Source organism: uncultured Halopseudomonas sp. (genome assembly GCF_963977355.1).
Lineage (GTDB): Bacteria > Pseudomonadota > Gammaproteobacteria > Pseudomonadales > Pseudomonadaceae > Halopseudomonas.
The window spans coordinates 1-21,453 of the sequence record NZ_CAXBOV010000015.1; the positions used below are offsets into that span (position 1 = coordinate 1).

At 54.7% G+C, this 21,453-nt stretch carries 25 protein-coding genes and 1 tRNA gene; 10 read left to right on the forward strand and 16 right to left on the reverse strand.

Annotated elements, in window-relative coordinates; all coding sequences use genetic code 11:
* The 5 genes from AAC076_RS09770 to AAC076_RS09790 all read left to right on the forward strand — a co-directional run.
* Positions 1 to 773: LLM class flavin-dependent oxidoreductase (locus AAC076_RS09770; RefSeq protein WP_339844984.1), on the forward strand; the 773-nt coding region annotated here is incomplete at its 5' end.
* 56 nt (positions 774 to 829) lie between these two features.
* Positions 830 to 903 (forward strand) — tRNA-Gly (locus AAC076_RS09775).
* 187 nt (positions 904 to 1,090) lie between these two features.
* Complete coding sequence (locus AAC076_RS09780; protein ID WP_339844986.1) at positions 1,091 to 2,374, forward strand: diguanylate cyclase; 1,284 nt, start codon at positions 1,091 to 1,093, stop codon at positions 2,372 to 2,374.
* Complete coding sequence (locus tag AAC076_RS09785; protein ID WP_339844987.1) at positions 2,355 to 3,176, forward strand: transporter substrate-binding domain-containing protein; 822 nt, start codon at positions 2,355 to 2,357, stop codon at positions 3,174 to 3,176. The genes AAC076_RS09780 and AAC076_RS09785 overlap by 20 nt, the downstream gene beginning before the upstream one ends.
* A gap of 47 nt (positions 3,177 to 3,223) precedes the next feature.
* A complete protein-coding gene (locus AAC076_RS09790) occupies positions 3,224 to 3,913 on the forward strand; it encodes a hypothetical protein (protein WP_339844988.1) in 690 nt (229 codons plus the stop codon).
* A 28-nt stretch (positions 3,914 to 3,941) separates the two neighbouring features.
* On the opposite strand, the gene AAC076_RS09795 is transcribed toward AAC076_RS09790, so the two are convergent.
* Both AAC076_RS09795 and hemN read right to left on the reverse strand, forming a co-directional pair.
* On the reverse strand, positions 3,942 to 4,346 hold the full coding sequence (locus AAC076_RS09795; protein WP_339844990.1) for a GFA family protein: 405 nt from the start codon (positions 4,344 to 4,346) through the stop codon (positions 3,942 to 3,944).
* Between the two features lie 75 nt (positions 4,347 to 4,421).
* Complete coding sequence (gene hemN, locus AAC076_RS09800) at positions 4,422 to 5,804, reverse strand: oxygen-independent coproporphyrinogen III oxidase (protein WP_339844992.1); 1,383 nt, start codon at positions 5,802 to 5,804, stop codon at positions 4,422 to 4,424.
* Positions 5,805 to 6,155: 351 nt separating this feature from the next.
* Between hemN and AAC076_RS09805 the strand changes: the two genes are divergently transcribed.
* Positions 6,156 to 6,470, forward strand: coding sequence for a cytochrome c (locus AAC076_RS09805; protein WP_339844994.1), 315 nt, complete (start codon positions 6,156 to 6,158; stop codon positions 6,468 to 6,470).
* A gap of 57 nt (positions 6,471 to 6,527) precedes the next feature.
* Here the strand turns inward: AAC076_RS09805 and moaA are convergent, their stop codons facing one another.
* From moaA to moaC, 4 genes are all read right to left on the reverse strand, one after another.
* Complete coding sequence (gene moaA / locus AAC076_RS09810) at positions 6,528 to 7,523, reverse strand: GTP 3',8-cyclase MoaA (protein ID WP_339844996.1); 996 nt, start codon at positions 7,521 to 7,523, stop codon at positions 6,528 to 6,530.
* Positions 7,524 to 7,690: 167 nt separating this feature from the next.
* On the reverse strand, positions 7,691 to 8,140 hold the full coding sequence (gene moaE, locus AAC076_RS09815) for a molybdopterin synthase catalytic subunit MoaE (RefSeq protein ID WP_339844999.1): 450 nt from the start codon (positions 8,138 to 8,140) through the stop codon (positions 7,691 to 7,693).
* 1 nt (position 8,141) lies between these two features.
* Complete coding sequence (locus AAC076_RS09820; protein WP_339845002.1) at positions 8,142 to 8,390, reverse strand: MoaD/ThiS family protein; 249 nt, start codon at positions 8,388 to 8,390, stop codon at positions 8,142 to 8,144.
* The gene (gene moaC, locus AAC076_RS09825; protein ID WP_339845005.1) at positions 8,387 to 8,875 is read right to left on the reverse strand and encodes a cyclic pyranopterin monophosphate synthase MoaC; all 489 of its coding nucleotides are present in this window, start codon (positions 8,873 to 8,875) and stop codon (positions 8,387 to 8,389) included. Before moaC ends, AAC076_RS09820 begins: the two co-directional genes overlap by 4 nt.
* 319 nt (positions 8,876 to 9,194) lie before the next feature.
* Here moaC and ahpC point away from each other — a divergent pair, with 319 nt between their 5' ends.
* Both ahpC and ahpF read left to right on the forward strand, forming a co-directional pair.
* Positions 9,195 to 9,758: an alkyl hydroperoxide reductase subunit C gene (ahpC, locus tag AAC076_RS09830; protein ID WP_339845007.1), complete on the forward strand. Its 564-nt coding sequence runs from the start codon at positions 9,195 to 9,197 to the stop codon at positions 9,756 to 9,758.
* Positions 9,759 to 9,859: 101 nt separating this feature from the next.
* Positions 9,860 to 11,455: an alkyl hydroperoxide reductase subunit F gene (gene ahpF, locus AAC076_RS09835; protein ID WP_339845010.1), complete on the forward strand. Its 1,596-nt coding sequence runs from the start codon at positions 9,860 to 9,862 to the stop codon at positions 11,453 to 11,455.
* Between the two features lie 66 nt (positions 11,456 to 11,521).
* Here the strand turns inward: ahpF and AAC076_RS09840 are convergent, their stop codons facing one another.
* From AAC076_RS09840 to purU, 5 genes are all read right to left on the reverse strand, one after another.
* Positions 11,522 to 13,147 (reverse strand): methyl-accepting chemotaxis protein, encoded by a 1,626-nt coding sequence (locus AAC076_RS09840; RefSeq protein ID WP_339845011.1) that lies wholly within the window; start codon positions 13,145 to 13,147, stop codon positions 11,522 to 11,524.
* Positions 13,148 to 13,246: 99 nt separating this feature from the next.
* Positions 13,247 to 14,539 carry an HD-GYP domain-containing protein gene (locus tag AAC076_RS09845; protein ID WP_339845013.1) on the reverse strand — a complete coding sequence of 431 codons (1,293 nt, stop codon included), beginning with the start codon at positions 14,537 to 14,539 and terminating at the stop codon, positions 13,247 to 13,249.
* Positions 14,540 to 14,636: 97 nt separating this feature from the next.
* Positions 14,637 to 14,813 carry a hypothetical protein gene (locus AAC076_RS09850; protein ID WP_339845015.1) on the reverse strand — a complete coding sequence of 59 codons (177 nt, stop codon included), beginning with the start codon at positions 14,811 to 14,813 and terminating at the stop codon, positions 14,637 to 14,639.
* On the reverse strand, positions 14,810 to 15,226 hold the full coding sequence (locus tag AAC076_RS09855; RefSeq protein ID WP_339845018.1) for a CBS domain-containing protein: 417 nt from the start codon (positions 15,224 to 15,226) through the stop codon (positions 14,810 to 14,812). Before AAC076_RS09855 ends, AAC076_RS09850 begins: the two co-directional genes overlap by 4 nt.
* Positions 15,227 to 15,282: 56 nt before the next feature.
* Positions 15,283 to 16,134: a formyltetrahydrofolate deformylase gene (gene purU, locus AAC076_RS09860; protein WP_339845020.1), complete on the reverse strand. Its 852-nt coding sequence runs from the start codon at positions 16,132 to 16,134 to the stop codon at positions 15,283 to 15,285.
* Between the two features lie 229 nt (positions 16,135 to 16,363).
* On the opposite strand from purU, the gene mvaT reads away from it, so the two are divergent.
* Entirely contained in the window at positions 16,364 to 16,735 is a 372-nt protein-coding gene (gene mvaT, locus AAC076_RS09865; protein WP_339845022.1) for a histone-like nucleoid-structuring protein MvaT, read from the forward strand.
* Between the two features lie 99 nt (positions 16,736 to 16,834).
* Here the strand turns inward: mvaT and sbcB are convergent, their stop codons facing one another.
* From sbcB to AAC076_RS09885, 4 genes are all read right to left on the reverse strand, one after another.
* Positions 16,835 to 18,283 carry an exodeoxyribonuclease I gene (gene sbcB, locus AAC076_RS09870; RefSeq protein ID WP_339845024.1) on the reverse strand — a complete coding sequence of 483 codons (1,449 nt, stop codon included), beginning with the start codon at positions 18,281 to 18,283 and terminating at the stop codon, positions 16,835 to 16,837.
* Between the two features lie 49 nt (positions 18,284 to 18,332).
* Positions 18,333 to 18,719 carry a PilZ domain-containing protein gene (locus AAC076_RS09875; protein WP_339845026.1) on the reverse strand — a complete coding sequence of 129 codons (387 nt, stop codon included), beginning with the start codon at positions 18,717 to 18,719 and terminating at the stop codon, positions 18,333 to 18,335.
* A 2-nt stretch (positions 18,720 to 18,721) separates the two neighbouring features.
* Positions 18,722 to 19,147 (reverse strand): DUF4124 domain-containing protein, encoded by a 426-nt coding sequence (locus AAC076_RS09880; protein ID WP_339845029.1) that lies wholly within the window; start codon positions 19,145 to 19,147, stop codon positions 18,722 to 18,724.
* 97 nt (positions 19,148 to 19,244) lie between these two features.
* A complete protein-coding gene (locus tag AAC076_RS09885) occupies positions 19,245 to 19,607 on the reverse strand; it encodes a hypothetical protein (protein WP_339845032.1) in 363 nt (120 codons plus the stop codon).
* Positions 19,608 to 19,830: 223 nt separating this feature from the next.
* On the opposite strand from AAC076_RS09885, the gene AAC076_RS09890 reads away from it, so the two are divergent.
* On the forward strand, positions 19,831 to 20,769 hold the full coding sequence (locus AAC076_RS09890; RefSeq protein ID WP_339845035.1) for a universal stress protein: 939 nt from the start codon (positions 19,831 to 19,833) through the stop codon (positions 20,767 to 20,769).
* A gap of 32 nt (positions 20,770 to 20,801) precedes the next feature.
* Here AAC076_RS09890 and AAC076_RS09895 read toward each other — a convergent pair whose 3' ends face one another.
* Positions 20,802 to 21,443: a bifunctional 4-hydroxy-2-oxoglutarate aldolase/2-dehydro-3-deoxy-phosphogluconate aldolase gene (locus AAC076_RS09895; protein WP_339845037.1), complete on the reverse strand. Its 642-nt coding sequence runs from the start codon at positions 21,441 to 21,443 to the stop codon at positions 20,802 to 20,804.
* Positions 21,444 to 21,453: the final 10 nt, after the last annotated feature.

The following is a 21,453-nucleotide window of genomic DNA, read 5'->3' on the forward strand; positions in this document are numbered from 1 at the left end:
TCGGCTCGGGCGGCATAATGCTACCCAATCATGCGCCACTGCAGATCGCCGAACAGTTTGGCACCCTGGAATCTCTCTACCCCGGCCGAATCGATCTGGGATTGGGACGCGCACCAGGCACTGATCAGGCTACCGCACAGGCCTTGCGCCATGGCCGAGGCGACGGTTCCGACTTTCCCCAGATGCTCGATGAGTTGCGTCGGCTATTTGCCGACCCCCTACCTGGGCAGCGTTTACGAGCAGTACCCGGTGCAGGGCTCAAGGTGCCGATCTGGCTACTCGGGTCGAGTACTTTCAGCGCCCAACTGTCTGCCGAACTTGGCCTGCCCTTTGCATTCGCCGGCCAGTTCTCACCTGACTTCATGTTCAGCGCTTTGCGCACCTACCGGGAGCATTTTCAGCCGTCGGAGGATTTACAGCAGCCCCACGTAATGCTGGGCATCAATGCCTACGTCGGCGAAAGTCGGGAGCACGCGGCCATGCTCGCAACCTCACACCAACAGGCATTTCTCAACCTGATACGTGGCCGCCCCGGCCCCTTGCCGCCGCCAGTCGATGATATGGAACCCTTGTGGCAGCCGCACGAGAAGCACAGTGTTCTATCGACCCTGGCTGGCACCCTGATTGGCGACAAGGAAACCGTGAGTCAGCAACTGGCCGATCTACTCGAGCGCACCGGTGCTAACGAGCTGATTGTAAGCAGTTCGATCTATGATCAGGCTCTGCGCAAGGACAGCTACAGGCGGATGATGGAAGTAGCGGGCAAGGTATGAAATAACTGCTGAAGTTGTTTGCCGAATAATCGGCAACCGCCTAGAATGCGCAGCACGCGGGTGTAGCTCAATGGTAGAGCAGAAGCTTCCCAAGCTTACGACGAGGGTTCGATTCCCTTCACCCGCTCCAATTCAATGCCCCTCGCGCTACTAATATTGAACCTAATCCTCTGCGTATAAAGCCTTGCCTTGCGTCTTGTGTTCGGGGAGGTCTATTATCGTGAGCAGGCTAAATAACGGATTAAAAAGTCTATACTCTCAAGCTCGGAGCCAATACCAGCCAGGCTATAACTTAAAGCCTATTGAGAAGAGACTGCATGATTTTTCCAAGTTTTCTTCGACCTGACAATCTTTCCAGAAAAATGATGCTCGTCATCTTTTCTATCTATCTCTTTGTTACCTGCCTGATCACGAGCCTGCAATTCCTGACCGAATACTATAGGACCCAGGACTCGATCTTAAACGAACTAAAACAACTTGAAGAAACCGTACGCGAGCCCATATCTACCAGTCTATGGCAATATAATTACAATCAGTTGGATGCCCTGCTCACCGGGCTGGTAAAAATGACTATCATTGAGGGTATTGATGTCATCGACACAGATGCCAACACTCTGATGTCAAAGCAATCCTATAACCCCGATTCAAAACCCTTGTCGCTGTTTTACGCAGAGTCTGATGCATACTGGACGCTCAATGGGGAAAAAGTAGCCCTTGGCACCATCAAACTGTATTCCTCATCAGAGGTCGTTTTAGACCGCGTACTGTTTGGGTTTTTCTTGATTGCCATCACAGCAATTATAAAGCTGTCCATTTTATTCTGGCTGTCCGCATGGGCTTTTGATCGCTATTTGGCAAGCCCCTTGAAGGAATTGATGACGCAAGTTAATGAGGTGCAATCAAGTCCAACGATCAGCAAGCGAATCAGCCTCGAGAATATCCAGCACAACGAGCTCGGCCAGCTTCAAGACCATATGAATACAATGCTTTCGGTAATGCAGGCAGATCGGCAGCAATTATTGGAAGATGAACAAACCAAACGAAGCTCCCTTGAAGATGCTGTTGCAAAGCGCACGGAAGCACTACAGATCCTGAACGAAAAGCTTGAGGATCTTGCCACGCGAGACTCATTGACAGGCATCTTGAATCGCGGGAGCTTTTTCGAAAGATCTCAGCATCTGCTAGCTCTGTCGCAGCGACAGCAATCAACAGCATCCTTTGTTCTGATGGATCTGGACCATTTCAAGGTCATTAACGACACTTACGGTCACTTCGCCGGCGACAAGGTACTGATTCACTTCACGCAAACTATTCAGAGCTTACTTAGACAGTCTGATCTCATCGGCCGAGTAGGCGGGGAAGAATTCGCTCTCTTTCTTCCTGACACAGCCCCCGACGATGCTTTCCAACTGGCAGAAAGAATAAGAATGACTATAAGTAACGCCGCACTGAATGTTGATGGCAGGATCATTACCTACACGGTGAGTGCGGGCATTGAATCATCTCGCTCAGGTGACGACTCAATTGATGCACTTTTCAAGCGTGCAGATTCCAAACTCTACGGTGCGAAAGATAAGGGTCGTGATCGTGTTGAAAAATAAAACCATGCATCACTCGCTACTTGTCATGCTTATCTTGGCGGGCGTAAGCCTGGCCAATCCAAGTTACGCTGAACAACTGAAGGTATGCTACGACCAGTGGGCCCCGATGACGATATTTCCATCAGAACAGTCCGCCGAACGCGGTGTGATCATAGATATGCTCGATGAGATATACACCTCTCAGGGCTACGAACTGAAATATTACGAAGTGCCCCTCGCTAGAGGCTTGGACATGGTGGCAGACGGCGTGTGCGACATGTTGCCGGAATATATCGTTTCCGAGAGCGCGGAAAATGACTTCGTCTATGCAAGTGAAAAAACCTTTGCATACACAACCGCATTCGTTATCAGAAAAGATGACCCGTGGCGCTATAGCGGCATCGAATCACTTGAGGGCAAACTCGTAGCAACTGGGCCAGGCTGGGATTACAGCGCGGCGAGCCCTGATTACCAAACCTATATTGATGACCCGAAAAACGCTGGCCAGGTGGAAGTTATCGCAGGCTATGACGATGTGGTGGAACGCATCTTTCAGATGATCAGCGATAAGAGGATCGATTTATACGCCGATAACGAGCTCGTTCTACAGCATGCCCTAAATCGGACAAATCTGCATGACACCCTTAGGATTGTGCGTCCTGGCCTGGACAAAAAACTGGTTGAGATACCGATCTTTTCAAAAAAGATTCCGACAACCAAAAGACAAGAGCTGATTCGTATCTGGGATGAAGGTCGGTTATCCATGACGGGTGAAAAGGAAAAAAGACTCCTGCAAAAGTACCAGGTGACATTCGCGCAATAACCATCTTACCGGTATCCTGCCTGCCGATAAAACGGCTCGGATGATCAATGAAACGCTTTGTTCTGCTGGACACCACTCCCCTTCCCGACGGTGGCGCGCTTTGCCTTTTCGAATACGGTGAGGACTTCGTCATAAAGCTCGAGGGCGGCAAAGGTGGGCAATTAATGAATACCCGCACCCACGGCTCGGAGGATGCACTGGGCCGGATACCCTGCCAGCGAGTCGCTGCGAGGCCCAGACCTCGTGTGTTGATCGGCGGCCTGGGGATGGGCTTCACGCTGGCCGCAGCGCTTGAAAACCTGGGCGAAACTGCAGAGGTGGTCGTTGCGGAACTGCTACCGGGGGTGATCGAGTGGAACCGTGGTCCTCTGGGGGCAAAAGCAGGCAACCCGCTGCAGGATCCACGCACACAGGTGGTTAACCGGGATGTAGCAGAGCTACTGAAGGCGGAGCCCGGCGGGTTCGATGCGATCATGCTGGATATCGATAATGGCCCGGAGGGTCTGACTCAGTCAGCCAACAGCTGGCTTTACAGTGTTACAGGACTGGTCAGCTGTGGCCGCGCCCTGCGTCCCGGAGGCACCCTGGCTGTCTGGTCCGCCAGCGCCGACCAACGTTTTACCAGTGATTTACGCAAGGCCGGTTTCAATGCCGAGGAAGTGAAAGTCTATGCCCATGGTAATCGGGGTACACGGCATACCATCTGGATGGCACAACTGGCATCTGGCAAAAACTAGCCCGCCTCTTCCACCATAGTCCGCAACCTCAGCCTGGATAGCCTGGCGGCCATTCTTCGCACTTCGGAAGATCACCCCCGTAACTGAGCCAGGGTACTTCATGACTGGTCCAGATATGAGCTGAGGGCCCTATGCCAGGGTCCTCATCCAATGTTGCAACGCGCAGTACCATGTATGGCACACCTGCCTTTTCTGCAACCAACTGGGTGCCACAGTTGCTGCAAAAGTGCCGCACCTTGCCAGGGGAAGACTCATAGCGAGCCAGCATATCCTCACCTTTTATCCAACGAAAATGCTCTTTCTTGACACCACAGCCGGTATTGAACGCGGCCGCATGCGCCTTGCGACAGGTTTTACAGGAGCAATGGCGAATGGGGGTATCCAGGCTGTCTGCCTGGTAAATGATGGAGCCGCACAGACAACTGCCTTGCATGTCTCAGACCTCTATTGTTGTTCGAGGCCTGAGCATAGCAGTTGTTGATTGACCGTTGAGTGCTACGTAACCCGCTTAGATGATGCGAGAGTAGCGCTGGTTATTATCCTGAACCTGATACGCATCAAACACCATGCAAACCGAACGGACCAGCAATCTGCCTGCTGGAAGAATACGAATGCCGCGCTCGGTGAGTTGAATCAGACCGTCACGGCTCATCTGTTTGAGAACCGGCCAGCAGTCGGCGAAATAGTCTCGGAAGACGATATCAAAACGGCTTTCGACGTCAGCAAACTCAAGGGTGAAGTGGCAGATCAGCTGCCCTATGACCGCGCGGCGGATCCGATCATCTGCATGACATTGCAAGCCGCGACGCGTTGCCAGCTTGTTATTGTCGAGATTGTGCTGGTAGACCTTGATATCGCTACTGTTCTGACTGAACAGATCTCCGATCTGACTGATTGACGACACCCCGAGCCCGATCAGGTCGCAATGACCATGGGTAGTGTAACCCTGAAAGTTGCGTTGCAGCTCGCCGCTCTCCTGGGCTGTGCTGAGGCTGTCGTCGGGCAGTGCAAAATGATCCATACCGATGTAACGATATCCAGCGCTCACTAGCTGATTGATGGTGGTTTCCAGCATTGTAAGCTTGTCCTGCGGGCTCGGCAGATCCTCTGCCTCAATGCGCCGCTGAGGCAGGAACCGCTCTGGCAAGTGAGCGTAATTGAACACTGAAAGGCGGTCGGGTTTCATCGCGATGATCGCATCAACCGTTTTGGCAAAGCCCTGCGGTGTCTGCTTGGGCAGACCGTAAATAAGGTCAATATTGATTGAACGGAACTGCAGCGCCCTTGCGGCATCCATGACAGTCTGGGTCTGCTCGGGAGTCTGCAGGCGGTTCACGGCACGCTGCACGTCCAGATCGAGATCCTGCACCCCGTAACTGACTCGGTTGAAGCCAATCTCGCGTAACAGCCCCATAGTCGACCAGTCCGCCTCACGGGGATCGATCTCGATACTGTAGTCGCCCAGGTCGTCATCACGCAGATTGAAGTGCGCGCGCAGCTTGTCCATCAAGGCGCGCAACTGGTGATGCGACAGAAAGGTTGGAGTGCCGCCACCTAAATGCAGCTGCTGGACCTGTTGTTCGGCGCCCACATGCTGGCTGACAAGCTCAATTTCACGAAACAGACTCTGCAAGTAAGGCTCGGCACGGCTGCGGTCCTTGGTAATAACCTTGTTGCACGCGCAGTAATAGCAGATGTTGGCGCAGAACGGGATGTGTATGTAGAGCGATATCGGTCGCTGTTCCTTGCGGCTGACGTCTAGTGCGCCGGTAAGGTCCGATGGCTCGACGCCATCGTGAAACTGAACTGCCGTCGGATAGGATGTGTAACGCGGACCGGCGTGGTCGTAACGGCGAATCAGATCCGCGTTCCAGCAAACAGGGTTGAACATGGATAGACTCCGCAGATGTATCTTCAATGCTGTGCAGGCTAAACCCTGTTAACTCCGCTCACTTTGATGCAGGTCAATTGTTGCTCAACTCCGGTGCCAGGCGGTCGTTCCCGTTCAGCGGCCGATGTCATTGCAACGCTTCGGAACAGGGATGTCGGTGCCGGACATAACCGTAGTTAGGGGCAAAGATTAAACCCGCAACATAATGATCCTTTTCCTGAAACGACGGACGCGGTAACGTCTGGTTATACAAGGAAGTGCGATGCGGGGACTTTAGCCTTCCCAAATGCGCGGCTGGTGGGTATTACTGGTCGGGTGAACACCCTATAAAGAAATGATGAGGAAGAAACCATGTTGAAAGTCTTATTAGCTTCGACGGTCCTGACCATGAGCATGGCTGGTATGGCTCAAGCCGCCGGTGATGCCGCTGCCGGCGAAGCAAAATCAGCGGTATGCGCTGCATGTCATGGCAAGGATGGGATAGCGCTGGTACCGATCTACCCCAACCTGCGCAACCAGAACGCGGCTTATCTTGAGGGCGCATTGAAAGCCTACAGAGAGGGTCAGCGCACAGGCGGAAATGCTGCCATCATGAGCCCAATGGCCAAGAATCTGAGCGATCAGGATATCGCCGATCTCGCGGCCTATTACAGCTCTATGGAGTAAGCGGGCGGTACTCTTAGCAAGTCCTCAGGCTGTTGCTAGCGCAGTGGCCTGACGGCACTATCCCCCGGTGGCATTCATGAACCGGACAATCTGCACATCCCCATCTACCGTAAAATCGTGGTGAGCCGGCTTCCCCATTAATGACTTGCGCAAGGCTTCGAGCAAAGGCGCATCTGTGGTTGGATGACGACGCACCAAAGCGCGCAGATCCATGGAGTTCTCCTGCCCCAGGCACAACAACAATCGACCCTCGGCGGTCATGCGAACGCGATTACAGGTAGCGCAAAAATTGTTGGAATGCGGGGATATAAAACCAATACGCGTTTCCGGATGGCCTTCCACACGGACATAACGCGCCGGTCCACCGGAGTTTTCTGCACTGTCCATCAGGCGATAACGCTGACTGATAAGATCGCGTACCTCTTCGCTGGAGCAGAAGGTCTCGCCACGAGATCGGCCGACATCGCCCAGCGGCATCTCTTCAATGAAGGTTATGTCCAGGCCACGGGACACCGCATAATCCAAAAGCCCGGGAACCTCATCGAGATTACGGCCTTTCATCACCACCACATTTAGCTTGATGCGCTCAAACCCGGCAGTGCATGCGGCATCAATGCCATCCAACACCTGCTGCAGCTCGCCTGTGCGGGTAATGGTCTTGAATCTGACGGGGTCCAGACTGTCGAGACTGATATTCAGGCGTTTGACACCAGCCTCTGCCAGCGGCCGAGCAAATTTGACCAACTGTGATCCATTGGTGGTCATCACCAACTCTCTGAGACCAGGCAAGGCACTGATAGCAGAGCAAAGCTCGACGATGCCACGCCGCACCAAGGGCTCGCCGCCTGTCAGGCGAATCTTCTTCACCCCCTGGGCGACGAACAGCGCGACCAGGCGCTGCATTTCTTCAAGGCTTAGTACCTGCTGGCGAGGTAAAAATGTCATGTCCTCGGCCATGCAGTAGACACAGCGGAAGTCGCAGCGATCGGTCACTGACATACGCAGATAGTCTATGCGGCGGCCCAATCCATCCATCAACTGTGTGTCGGACATTGTTCTCTCTCTGCTGCGAAAATCCTGTTGCATCAATTCATTCCATGCAGTTTTTAGAGCATTAACTGTTAGGATTCGACCGGAGCAGATGCGCCTGGCGCAATTGATTTAAATTGTCTGCCTATCCGATCAATTGCGCGTACTGTATCACAGCCGTTGATTTCTGATTATTGCCACTTGCCCATTGCCAAGGTATCCAGATCGCGGGCATCAACCCACCGCGGCCCGGAGCGGGTGTCCTCTTTTTTCCAGAACGGAGCCCGGGTCTTCAGATAATCAATTATGAAGTGACTGGCTTCGAAGGCCGCCGCGCGGTGAGCCGAACTGACCCCCACAAACACGATGGGTTCACCTGGCTCCAGACGACCGACCCGATGCAATACTTCCAAGCTCAGCAGCGCCCAGCGTTGCCTGGCCTCATCGACAATCAGCTGCAGCGCTTTTTCCGTCATGCCGGGATAATGCTCGAGCAACATGCCGGCAACCTCTTCCCCCTCATTAAAGTCACGGACATAGCCAACAAAGCTCACCACGGCACCCACACCTGTCTGAGCTGCATGCAGGCGATTGAGCAACTCACCGGGATCGAAGGTGTCTGTCTGTACACGTATGCCCACATCAGCCCCCGGTGACTGGCGGGAAAAAGGCAATCTCGTCCCCGTCCGCCAGAGGCGCGTCAAGGCCGCACATTTCCTGATTACGGGCACACATCACCCGCTGCTCGCCGAGCACCTCCCAGGCAGCACCGCGCGCCAGCAGGCGGTCACGTAAATCGCCGACCGAGCTTAATCCTGAATCCCACGGGATCTCTTCGTAATCTGTATCGAGTAATTCGCGGTAACGTGCGAAAAGTTGCAAGGTGATCATTCCTGCCCTCCCGCTGACGTCTCAGCCAGGTAGTGGCCGCTCTTACCGCCCGTCTTTTCCAGCAGACGGGTCGACTCGATCACCATGGCCTTGTCGACAGCCTTGCACATGTCATACAGGGTCAATGCGGCAATGCTCGCTGCCGTGAGCGCTTCCATTTCCACCCCGGTCTGCCCGGCCAGCTTGCAACGCGCCTGGATCAATACAAGATCCGGTGCCTGCGCTGTCAGCTCCAAACGAATGCCGGTAAGGAGCAAGGGGTGACATAACGGAATCAGTTCATGGGTGCGCTTGGCGGCCATGATGCCTGCGATACGGGCCACAGCGAACACGTCCCCCTTGGGATGGCCACCGCTCTGGATCAATGCCAGGGTTTCGCTACGCATGCGCACGCGCGTCTCGGCCACTGCCTCGCGAAAGGTCGTGTGCTTGTCGGTAACGTCGACCATGTTCGCATGGCCCTGGGCATCGAGATGGGTCAGCATTGTGCGCTCCTGTGAATCCGGGTGCGCCTACTTTAACTCAGCTTGGATCTTGGGGCATTATCTCCAGAGGGGGATTGCAACGGCAAAGCTTGATGCGGCTGACCGTCGCGAACCTTACGCCAATGGCCCTTGATTCAGGCCGGAAAAACCCTGTCAGCAATGTCCAGCAGGTCTGGTCTGCCTTGAAATACCGGGGTTCAGCCCCACATAGTTAAAAGCTATCCGTGAGTTAGCTGAAATTTATTTTAGATATCCGGGCCAAGGGCCTATTATCATTTTTGTATTCATCACCAACCGATTAATCAACGAGGAGCTATCGATGTCCGTCATCAACACTCAGATCAAACCTTTCAAGGCCCAAGCGTTCAAGCAGGGCAAGTTCATCGAAGTTACCGAAGCTGACGTTCAGGGCAAGTGGGCGATATTTTTCTTCTATCCCGCCGACTTCACCTTTGTCTGCCCAACCGAGCTTGGTGACGTAGCCGACTATTATGACGAGCTGCAAAAGATGGGTGTTGAAGTGTACTCGGTTTCCACCGATACCCACTTTACCCACAAAGCATGGCACGACAGCTCCGAGACTATCGGCAAGATTCAGTACACCATGATTGGTGATCCAACCGGCGCAATCACTCGTAACTTCGACAACATGCGTGAAGATATGGGTCTGGCCGACCGTGGCACCTTCATTATCGACCCTGAAGGCATTATTCAGGCAGTTGAAGTGACTTCCGAAGGTATTGGCCGTAATGCTGAGGACCTGGTCCGTAAGGTCAAGGCTGCCCAATACATTGCTGCACACCCAGGTGAAGTCTGCCCAGCCAAATGGAAAGAAGGCGAAGCTACACTAGCTCCTTCCCTCGATCTGGTAGGCAAGATCTAAGTACTGCCATATAACCTGGCCCGCTACGGAGCATCGCTCCTGGTTGGCGGGCCGGGTTTTTTTTCGACTTGAATTTGTAATTACCGAGGACGGACACGCTTATGTTGGACGCCAATCTGAAGAAACAGCTGGACACGTACCTGCAGAATATCATCACCCCGATCGAGCTCAGCGTGTCCGTGGATGACAGCCCCAAGAGCCAGGAGCTCAACGAGCTGGCAACTGAAATTGCTGAAATGTCACCCCATATCAGCTTGAACTGGAACGATGCTCAACGCACTCCCAGCATGAGTATTGCCCAAACTGGTGTGCCACCGCGCATCAGCTTTGCCGGGCTGCCCATGGGTCACGAATTTACTTCGCTGGTACTGGCTCTGCTGCACAGCGGCGGCCACCCGTCCAAAACCGATCCGGCCCTGCTTGAGCAGATCCGTCATCTGGATGGTGAGTACCACTTTGAGACCTATATTTCACTTTCTTGCCAGAACTGCCCGGACGTAGTCCAGGCACTGAACCTGATGGCGACCGTCAATCCGAACATTACCCACGTGATGATCGATGGCGGGCTGTTCCAGGATGAAGTTGAAGAGCGTCAGATCATGTCTGTGCCTTCGGTTTATCTGAACGGTCAACTCTTCGGCCAGGGCCGCATGACGCTCCCCGAGATCATCAACAAGGTCGACGCCAACGCGAGCAAGCGCAAGGCAGCAGAATTGAGCAAGCAAGAACCCTATGAGGTTCTGATTGTGGGTGGCGGACCTGCCGGTGCAGCGGCGGCAATCTACGCTGCGCGTAAAGGCATCCGTACCGCGCTGGTTGCGGAGCGATTCGGCGGCCAGGTAATGGACACAATGGGTATTGAAAACTTCATTTCGGTGAATTACACCGAAGGGCCCAAGCTTGTCGCCAGTCTGGAAGAGCACGTCAAGGAATACGATGTAGATGTGTTCACCGAACAGCAGGCTATCAGCCTGACAGAAGGTGACTACGTCAAAATCGGCCTGGAAAATGGTGCAAGCCTCTCCGGCCGCTCGGTTATCCTGGCTACCGGCGCACGCTGGAGGGAAATGAATGTTCCTGGCGAGCAGGAATACCGCGGCAAAGGCGTAGCCTATTGCCCGCATTGCGATGGCCCCTTGTTCAAGGGTAAGCGTGTAGCAGTGATTGGCGGTGGCAACTCGGGTATTGAGGCGGCCATCGATCTGGCCGGCATCGTTGAGCACGTAACCGTACTGGAATTTGCCGACACATTGCGTGCTGATGAAGTGCTGCAGCGCAAGGCACGTTCAATGTCGAACATAGACATCATCAAGAGTGCGCAGACAACCGAAGTGCTCGGCGATGGCAAGAAAACAGTCGGTCTGAACTACACCGACCGCCAGACCCAGGAAAGCAAGCAGCTGGACGTTGCAGGCATATTTGTTCAGATTGGCCTGATCCCCAACACCGACTGGCTCAAAGGTGGTCCAGTGGCGTTGAGCAAGCACGGTGAAGTCGAGATCGACAGTCGTGGAACCACATCTCTGCCCAATGTCTTCGCTGCCGGTGACGTCACTACTGTCCCCTTCAAGCAGATCATCATTGCAATGGGTGCAGGGTCGACAGCAGCATTGGGTGCCTTCGATCATCTGATCCGCACACCGGCGCCGGCCAAGGCACAGGTCCAACAGAGTGAGCGACAGACTGAAACAGCCTGACAGGCCAGTCTGAAAATGAAAAAGCCATACCCGCAGGGGTATGGCTTTTTTGTGTCAGCGTAACGGTCAGACCTTGAAGCGATTAACCAACTCATTCATCGCAACAGCCAGTCTTGAGAGTTCGCGGCTGGAACTACTGGTTTGCTCCGCACCCGCAGCCGACTGAGTAGAGAGGTCGCGGATATTGACCAGGTTGCGGTCTACCTCCCGTGATACTTGTGCCTGTTCCTCGGCAGCACTGGCAATAACCATGTTGCGCTCGTTGATCTGGGAAATGGCCGCGGTAATTTGCTTGAGTGCCTCACCAGCGGCGTTGGCTTGCTCGAGGGTCGAGTTGGCCATGGTGCGACTGATTCCCATCGCCTCCACCGACTTCTCGGTACCCTGTTGCATGGTAGCGATCATTTCCTCGATTTCAGTGGTCGATTGCTGGGTACGGTGGGCCAAGGCGCGAACCTCATCCGCGACCACGGCGAAACCTCTGCCCTGCTCTCCAGCTCGCGCCGCTTCGATCGCCGCGTTCAATGCCAGCAGGTTGGTCTGTTCGGCAATAGCGCGAATAACATCCAGCACACGGCTGATATTCTGCGCCTTGTCGGCCAGCTCCTGCACCTCTGTAGAAGTCGACTCGATGGTTGAGGTCAGCTTATCGATGCTGGTAACTGTGCGGGCAACCTGCTGCTGACCCTCTGCTGCAGTAGTGCTGGTCGCTTTGGACTGTTCGGAGGTGGAAACCGCGTTACTGGCCACCTCATCCACCGCCGTGCTCATTTCGTTGACTGCGGTCGCTGCCTGCTGGATTTCATCGTTCTGGCGCTGCAGACCCCGTGTAGCATCCTCGGTCACCGCATTCAGCTCTTCGGCTGCCGATGCCAACTGTGTGGATGAGTTGCCGATACCCTGGATGGTTTCGCGCAGTTGCGCCTGCATGCCACTGAGTACGCGCAGCAGGCGAGCGGGTTCATCCTTTCCGGTGACAGTGAAAGTGCGAGTCAAATCCCCACCCGCAATCACTTCGCTGACCTCCACTGCCTGACGGATCGGCACAACAATACTGCTGGTCAGGATCCAGGCCAGTAATACAGTCAGCAATGCAGCAACAGCAATGAATATCACCACGGTCTGCCGCGCACTGGCGTAGCTGGTGCCAGACTCAGCCTGCGCCTGTGCAGCGCCCGCTTTCAAGGTAGATTCCAGATCTAGCAAGGTTCTGACCATGGCGTCGGCCATCGGACTCAGACGCGTATCGACTAACACGACCCCCTGTGCGACATCATCGGCCAGCGCAAGCACCGCCACCTGTTTTTGTGCGCCCATGAATTCTTCGCGCTGGGACAGGTACGCATCAAAGGCTCGTCGCTTGTCGGGGTCAGTCATCAACGCGGCGAACTCGGCCTCGGACGCTTTCATCTCACCTATCAGCTGGACGATACGGCTTTCCAATTGCTGACGGTCAGCGAGGTTATCTTCGAGCAACATACGCAGGGTAAAAACGCGGATACGCATGATGTCCTGGCTGAAGTCGGCGACCAGCTCGATACTTGGCATCCAGACTTCCTCGACCTCGCTCGCCTTTTCACGCATGTCGCTCATTTCACGCATTGCCAGCATGCCCAGAAGCAATACAAGAAGCGCTATCAAGGCAAAACCACCGGCAAGTCTGGCAGCAATCGAGAAGTTTCTAAGATTCATGCGAATTCATCCGTAATTATAGGAATATGCCCGAGGAGGGGCTAAAAGCTCTAACGGCTGGTGGCGAAAAATCTTGATCCAAAAATCAGAAATATTTGCTCATATTCCGATATTCGAATTGAGCCAAAGACGATCCAGCCCCGTCAGCCCCCATGATTCGGGCTCTTCTCGCCCGACAATGACATCCTGGCTGTCATCGGTATCCAGATCGAGTATTTCCGGAGTAATCCACCGTCGCTGAGGTACGCTGTAAAAGACCCGCAACCGGGGGCGCAACAGAGCACCGGCATTCTGCTCGATAACCACTGCAAGCCGATCAGAGGAAAGCCGCACAAGCGAGCCAATGGGATAGATACCCAGTGTTCTGACAAACAACTGAAAGAGTTTAGTGTCAAAATGACCTGGCCATTTGGCCATTCGGCTGAGCGCGATGGAGGGGTCATCGCCACTATGGTAGGGGCGGTTCGAGGTAATGGCATCGTATACATCGCAGATAGCTGCCATACGGGCCATGAGGCTGATCTCGTCGCCGGCAAGCTTGCCCGGATAACCGCTACCGTCCATCTTTTCATGGTGATGCAGGCAAGCGTCCATCACCTCAGGCGGCACATCAGCTAAGGCCCGTAAAAGCTTTTCTCCTGCCTGGGGATGTCCGCGCATGACGTCAAACTCGGTCTCTGTCAGCTTGCCTGGTTTGTTGAGTATGTGCTCAGGCATTTCCACCTTGCCCAGGTCGTGCAGCAAACCGGCCATACCTGCCATCTTGATTGTCTGCTCGTCACATCCATAGCTGCGCGACAAGGCCATCATCAACGCTGCCGCAGCGACGGAGTGCAAATAGGTATATTCGTCGCTGCGCTTTATCCGCACCAACCCAAGGAGCGCATGGGAATTGCGCATCAGGGAATCGGACATATCCGCAACCAGCGACTGCAATCCTTCGCTCTCGATAACCTTGCCCATGCGCGCATCGGCAAACATGCGAATGACATCACGCTTGCCTCGCGCTACCAGCTCCCGAGCCCGTTCAACCTCCTCTAACACGGAGTACGTCGGGCGGAGCTCGGGGGCAGGCGCCTCGTCGCTGACGGGCAAGTCTTCTGGTGGGCTGACCACAGGTTCGTTGATATCGGTGATCACGGCGACCGGCGTCCCGGCGACCGAGTTCACGGCGACCGGCTTCCCGGCGACCGGTTTCTCGGCAACTGAATCTAGACCGCGTTCGGTGTTAATGATGATTTCACGGATGCCGCTTTCGCGGATTTTGCGCAGGGTGGCTTCGTCAGCAATAAGAAACTGCCTGCTCCAGAATGGATGATCAATCCAGGAACCGCAAAACTGATGTACAAACATTCCAATTGCTGCCTGATTGGCAGCTATTTTTTTTAGCATGGGCAAAGCGGGTCTCCCCGGCAAAGAACACTTTTGCGCCGATCGGCGCGGGTACCCAAATAGGGTGGGTACCTAAAGACAATATATCAAAACGCCATCAAACAGTATCGCTATCGGGAGCATAATCTGCCCCGCTTTCCTCATTCAGGCTCTGCGGATCAAAGCGAGCCAGACACCCCCCTCCGATAACAGGGGGCGGCGCGGCAGCACCCCGCGCGAGTGGGTCAAACGCCTCGGACTCATCCTCATCTGCAATGGAGCGAGGCATCATCATGCTTTCGGTGCGCCGTTATCATTGAACTGTTTTACCGCGCGCAGGATATCCCGGCGGCTGATCTGTCCGACCAGCTTTCCGCCATCGACGACCGGAAAACGCCGGCGTCCGGATTGCACGAAGCGTTCTGCAACTGTAACGATGTCCGCGTCCACATCCACAGTATCTACCGAAAGCGACATCACATCGCTCACCTTGACCGCAGCCTCTTCAAAGTAGCTGCCGGTCAATGCGCCTTTGAGGCAATCACCTTCGGACAGGATACCGACAAGCTGCTTGCGTTCGTTGATCACCGGCGCGCCGGATATACGATGCTGCAGCAACTGGTCAATGGCCTTGGCCAGATCGGTCTCGGGAGTAAAACAAACGAGGTCCGCGGTCATGTATTGATGTACCTTGACGATCTTCAGCATAATTCCTCCTTGTTGTGCATCAGGCTCGACAACGCCATTCGCTGGATCTTTCCGTGCTAGCCAAATACTACGGTCTTGTTGTCATGCACCAGCACCCTATCCTCCAAGTGATAGCGCAAACCGCGGGAAAGCACCATTTTTTCCACATCTTTTCCTAACCGAACCATGTCATCCGCGTTATGCCGGTGGGTGATGCGCACCACATCCTGCTCAATGATCGGTCCTGCGTCGAGTTCATCGGTCACATAGTGACAGGTTGCGCCGATCAGTTTTACACCGCGCTGTGCCGCCTGATGATAAGGCCTGGCTCCGACAAACGATGGCAGAAAACTATGATGTATATTGATGACGCGGTTTGCATATTGCTGGCAAAGTTGTGGCGGAAGTATCTGCATGTAACGGGCGAGTACAATGCAATCGGCCTGCTGTTCCTCCACCAGAGCAGCAACCCGTTCAAAGGCAGGGGTCTTGTTCTGGCTATCGACCGGCACATGATGAAAAGGAATTCCATGCCATTCCACCATACTGCGTAAATCGTCGTGATTGGAAATAACGCTGGTAATGTCGCAGTCGAGTTCATCGCTGTGCCAGCGATGTAACAAATCCGCCAGACAGTGGGATTCACGACTGGCCATCAGCACAACTTTCTTGCGCACTCCGGAATCGCTAACGTGCCAGTCCATGGCAAACTCTTTGGCAATCGGAGCAAACGCGGTACGCAGACCATCAAGATCGAAAGGCAAAGAATCGGCCCTGATTTCATGCCGCATGAAAAACCAGCCGGACAGATTATCCGAATGATGGTTGGCTTCGGTAATCCAGCCGTTGTAAGCGGCCAGAACATTACTGACCTTTGCAACGATTCCGACCCGATCAGGACAGGCAATGACCAAACGATAAGTGCGCATAACCCAACTCCGACGGCGCGCCCAATGGCTCGCGATTAAAAGCGACTATTCTACCCGTTCCCCCGCAGAATAATAGCGGCGCAACATGTCCAAGTTACAATAACCGGCCTAACAGAAGTTTATATTTACGTAATATAAAGTGGCTTCTCTGGATGAGATGATTGTATAAATTACAAGGCTGGCCTATTATCCATCTGTTAAATTTTCAACCCAGACCGGAGATCATATTATGTCGGCTTTACAGGAATTTCGTAGTCTTCAGCAAACCATCCGTGAACTTACCGAGCGCATGAACTCCTTGTCCAACGACAAGAAGCTCAAGCAGGAAATCGAGTTTGAAGAAAAGTTGCGTACATTGATGGCTGAATATAACAAGTCATTGAAGGACGTGGTGGTTATTCTTGATCCGGACAGCAAGCTCGCCAGCGGCAAAACCAGCAAGGCTGGCGGCACCAAACGGGCACGCAAGGTCAAGCAGTACAAGAACCCGCACACAGGTGAAGTGATTGAAACCAAAGGCGGCAATCACAAGGTTCTGAAAGAGTGGAAAGAAAAGTACGGCGGTGACACTGTTGAGTCCTGGGTTACCATTCTGGGCTGATAGCCCGGAGAATCCCCACCAGGATTGTTCGATACGTAACGCGCATCAAACCGCGTGTCGTAAAAACCCCGCAGAGATGCGGGGTTTTTTGTGGTCTGTTCAATACGGAACCAGGCCCAACAGGCTTCCCTGATGCAGCGCATAGTCCCGCCAACGCTGTAAAAGCTGTGCTTCCGAGCCCTCACGCCCCATCAAAGCTTCGTCAATTGCCTGCATGAAATCAGGCAGTGTCAGTGAGGCACCGGGAGACTCGCCACCCAGGCGTGTACGACAGTAATCGTCCCATTGCCTTTGCTCATCAGGCCCAAGGCTTTCGGGAAAGTTGCGCGCGCGATAGCGAGGTAGCATATCGGCCAGACGCTGGTCGCGCAGGGGCCACTGAGTGGCGGCCAACATAGCGCCATCCGCCTCTCGAATCATTGCCAGCAGACGCCGGTCGGCATCGCTGATGAATCCATCATATAGCTGCGCCTCGGCATCATCGCTAACAGCACTGGCAGAGGACTGTGGCTGATACACCTCATGCAGTTTTTCCTGACCACTGCTTCGCCACTGGGCTAGACGCTCGGCGTTTTTCAATAGATTTGGCATGTCCAGGTCAAGCCTGTCGATATCCTGTTCACGCAATACCTTGAGGTCCGCCAGAAAGGGGCATTTGTTGATATGTACCAGCTTCAGCCCGGGGCGCGACTCGCCTTCGGCCAGATCTTCCCTGCGCTGATAGAGGCGCTCGCGTAGCTGGTCAGCGGGCAGATCAAGAAGCAGATCAGGATCACTTGCCAGGTCGTAAACGATCAATGCATTCTTGTTCTGAGGATGCCAGGCCAGCGGTAATATCAGCCCCAGGCCCTGCCTCTCACGCCCAAAACGACCTGAAACATGCACTAAAGGCCGCGTTTGTTGCAGGTCGACCAAAGCCGTTACCTGATGCTTGCTGCGCAGACCCAGCAGATAATCGAACAACCGCGGCTGCGCGGCCCGCAGTAATCTTGCCATCGCGATCGTTGCCCGCACATCAGCCAGCGCATCGTGGGCCTGACCGTGATCTATTCCATTAGCCTCAGTCAGCAGCTCCAGGCGCAGGCTGGTAAAGCCCTCCTGCTGTGGCCAGACAATGCCTTCCGGGCGTAAGGCATGTGCTGCTCGCAATGCATCCAGCAAATCCCAACGACTGTTGCCACCTTGCCACTCGCGCGCGTAGGGATCATGGAAATTGCGAAAGAGTGTAAAACGGGTCATTTCATCGTCATATCGCAGGTTGTTATAACCCACGCTGCAGGTGCCCGGTACCATCATCTGTTCATGCAGGAGGTGAATGAACTCGGGCTCGGGCAAACCCGCAAGGGCACGCTCGGGACCGATTCCGGTGATAAGGCAGGCCATGGGATGGGGGAGCACATCGGCAGTAAGGCGGCAGTCAATGCAGAGCGGCTCACCGATCTCGTTCAAGGCTTCATCGGTGCGCACACCGGCAACCTGGAGAGGTCGGTCTCGCCGGGGATCTATGCCTGTGGCTTCAAAGTCGTACCAATAGAATGTCTTGCTCATACCGCTGCCCCGTCTGTTTCAAAGGGGCAGCGTACCCCAATGCCTTGATTCAGGCATCCACAGGGTGCTGGAAGCGGAAATATCGTTCAAGCGAGCTGGCCAGACTGGCGAATGCCTTCTGGTTGTGTACTATGCTGAAACCGCTGTCATAGTGCCCCGGGGTATCATCCGGGCGGCACCAGTGGCTCATTGCGGTAAAGTCGAGAAGATCGGGCTTGCCATCAGCGCCCGGGAGCCTGAGCTGGAGCTCATAAAAACTACCCAGCATGATCGGCAGGTCGCTGATCAACATCATGCCCTCACGGGAGATATTGCCCAAAGAGCCCATGGGCCTGCCGGAATGGCGATTGAAGACCTGCAGATAACTGCCCAGGTGCTGCCGTTCAATGCAGCGCTGATCCTGTCTAGCGTTGGCGCCGGGCGCGGGGTACGCCATTATTAGCACCGCTCTCTTATCAATGCCTGCAGCTGCATTTTCTGTTCCTCGACACGCTGGGGACTTACTTCCACCTTTTTACCGGTGCTGTCCTCTTCATACCAGTAGATACGCTTGTCGTAACGTGCCAATTCGTTGTTCAGCCGGTCACAGTAGGCCTGTTGCCGAGCCCGCTGCTCAGCTTGCTGCTGTTGCTCGATAGCCCGCTCCTCGCCGCGCACCTCCTGCAACCGCTGCATGTTTGCCTCGCGCTCGCGAACCTGCTCATCGCGCTCTATTACCTGCGGCTTGACCTCCACCCGCTGGGCCCCCTGCTTGGGACGCTCACCGAAATGGACCCGGCCCTGGGCGTCAGTCCAGCGGTATATCTCAGCCTGCGCGGCCGTGGAAGCTAGCAAGAGTATGGCTACCAGGGTAAGAGTCCGCATATTTCATCCATGATCAGGGGAAGCGACGCCGTGGCCGCGGGAAATCAAGAATATCCCAGTTCCACAGGTGGGAAAACCGGTTGCAGGCGTCCGTCAATCAGGGTGTCAGTTTCAATTCGGCGTCGTAATGTCCCAGCAGACGCAGGGTTTCCAGCCGGGCGCCAGCGCGATAGCTGTACTCACTGTGCGGATAATGACGTTGAAGGTAGCGGTATATCTGCGCCGCATCCAGATACAGCGCCTGCCGCTCAAGGCACAAGCCGCGCAACAGGGAAACCTCTGGCTGGTCCTGATGGGGACGGAATCGGCTGCGGCGCTCAGCGCTGGAGAGATGAAGCATTACCGCGCCACAGTCATCCTGCTGGTAGGCACGATAGGCATTATCAATGTCTGCGTCGTGGCCCTGTGAGGCACAGCCAAACAGAGTCAAGGAAAGGACCATGGGTAGGAGAAGTTTCATATCTATGCCAATAAGTTCAGTTATTCCGCTATCGGCAAGGGAATGAATTACTTGACCCTGCGATGGGCCTGGAGAGAAAAAACCGAAACGGATCAAGCCGCAGCCTGGTGATCTCATCGCTCGCCATGTTGATCTGCATCACTGTCACCACCTGCTTATTTGATCTAGCCTTTAGTTAACGAATTTCCGCTACCGGATCTCCGAACAACAGAGGAGCAGATAGATGAACATCGGGCATATGTTGGTGGTAATAGATCCCACGAGCGAAAACAAACAACCAGACCTGGATCGGGCTGAAAAACTGGCTAGCCATTTTCCACGGGCACGGATCACCCTGTTTCTCTGTGACTACAATGCGGCACTGGACGGCGGGATCATGTTCGACACCCGCGGACTGGAGCAGGCGCGTGAATCGCTGCTCGGCCATCACGAAGAGCGTCTGGAGAAGCTCGCCCGCCCGCTGCGTCAGGCAGGCCATAGCGTGGATGTGCTGGCCGTATGGGGTAAGCGGCTGGACCGCCACATTTTACGCGCTGTTCAGGATCTCAAGCCGGATCTGGTGCTGAAAACCACGCACCATCACAACCCATTGAAGCGGCTCCTGCTGACCAATACCGACTGGCAACTGATTCGCCATTGCGAAGTCCCCCTTTGGCTGGTGAAGCGCTCCGAGGCACCCCTGGATAACATATGTGCCAGCGTCGATCCCTTGCACGAGGCCGACAAGCCTGCCGTACTGGACCTGAAACTCATAGCATCTGCTCGCTCCCTTTCAGAAAGCGTGAAAGGTCGGATGCATCTGGTTCACTGTTTCAACCCGCTGCCACGCACAATGGCCTTTGATGCTAGCATCGTGGTTGACTACGACTCTTATGCTGATGATGTGCGCAAGCGCCATGCCGAAGCCTTCGACCAACTCGCCGACAAAAATGACGTTGCCGAAACGTCGCGGCATTTGCTGTCAGGTTATCCCGAGGAAGCCATCCCCGAATTTGTCGAAAAACAGGGAATCAACCTGTTGATCATGGGCGCGGTCTCGCGCTCGCGGTTGGAGTCAGCGCTGATTGGGCACACTGCAGAACGGCTTCTCGACGATTGTCCCTGCGACGTCTTGATAGTCAAGCCGGAGGGTTTTGTTGACCCGAGCAAGCCTTCCGAATAATTGGATGATTGCCCTGGCCCACTCCGGGGCAATCAGAACAGTGCGGCAGATTCTTCGCCAAGTCTCTGAATCGCGGCCCAGTTACCCTCACGAATCAAGCTGCGCGGCGCCATCCAGGTGCCGCCGACACACAAGACATTGTTCAGCGCAAGATAGGCAGGCGCGCTATCAAGGGTGATACCGCCCGTCGGACAGAAACGCACATCGCCGAAAGGACCGGCAAAGGCCTCCAGCAGAGGCACTCCGCCGCTCGCCTGTGCTGGAAATAGCTTGAAGCGTCGATAACCCAACCGATAACCCGCGAGTACCTCGGAAGCTGTGGCCACGCCCGGTAGTAAAGGCACTGGACTGTCTACACCCAACTGCAGTAGTTCATCTGTGCAGCCTGGGGTGACGATAAACTGGGCCCCCGCATCCACTACCGCCTGAAACTGCATGGAGTCCATCACTGTGCCAGCCCCGACGCCTATCGCAGGCCGCTCAAGACGCAACAGTTCGATGGCCGAAAGTCCCAAGGGAGTTCTCAAGGTAATTTCGACGTTATTGATACCCCCAGCTGCAAGGGCATCGATCAGGGGCAGCACGTCATGCATGCTTTCGATTGTGATAACCGGCAACAAGCGCGAGTGCGCGAACAAGGCATCCAGGGTATGTGTGTTTTCGAGCAGGCTCATATGCTTCCCT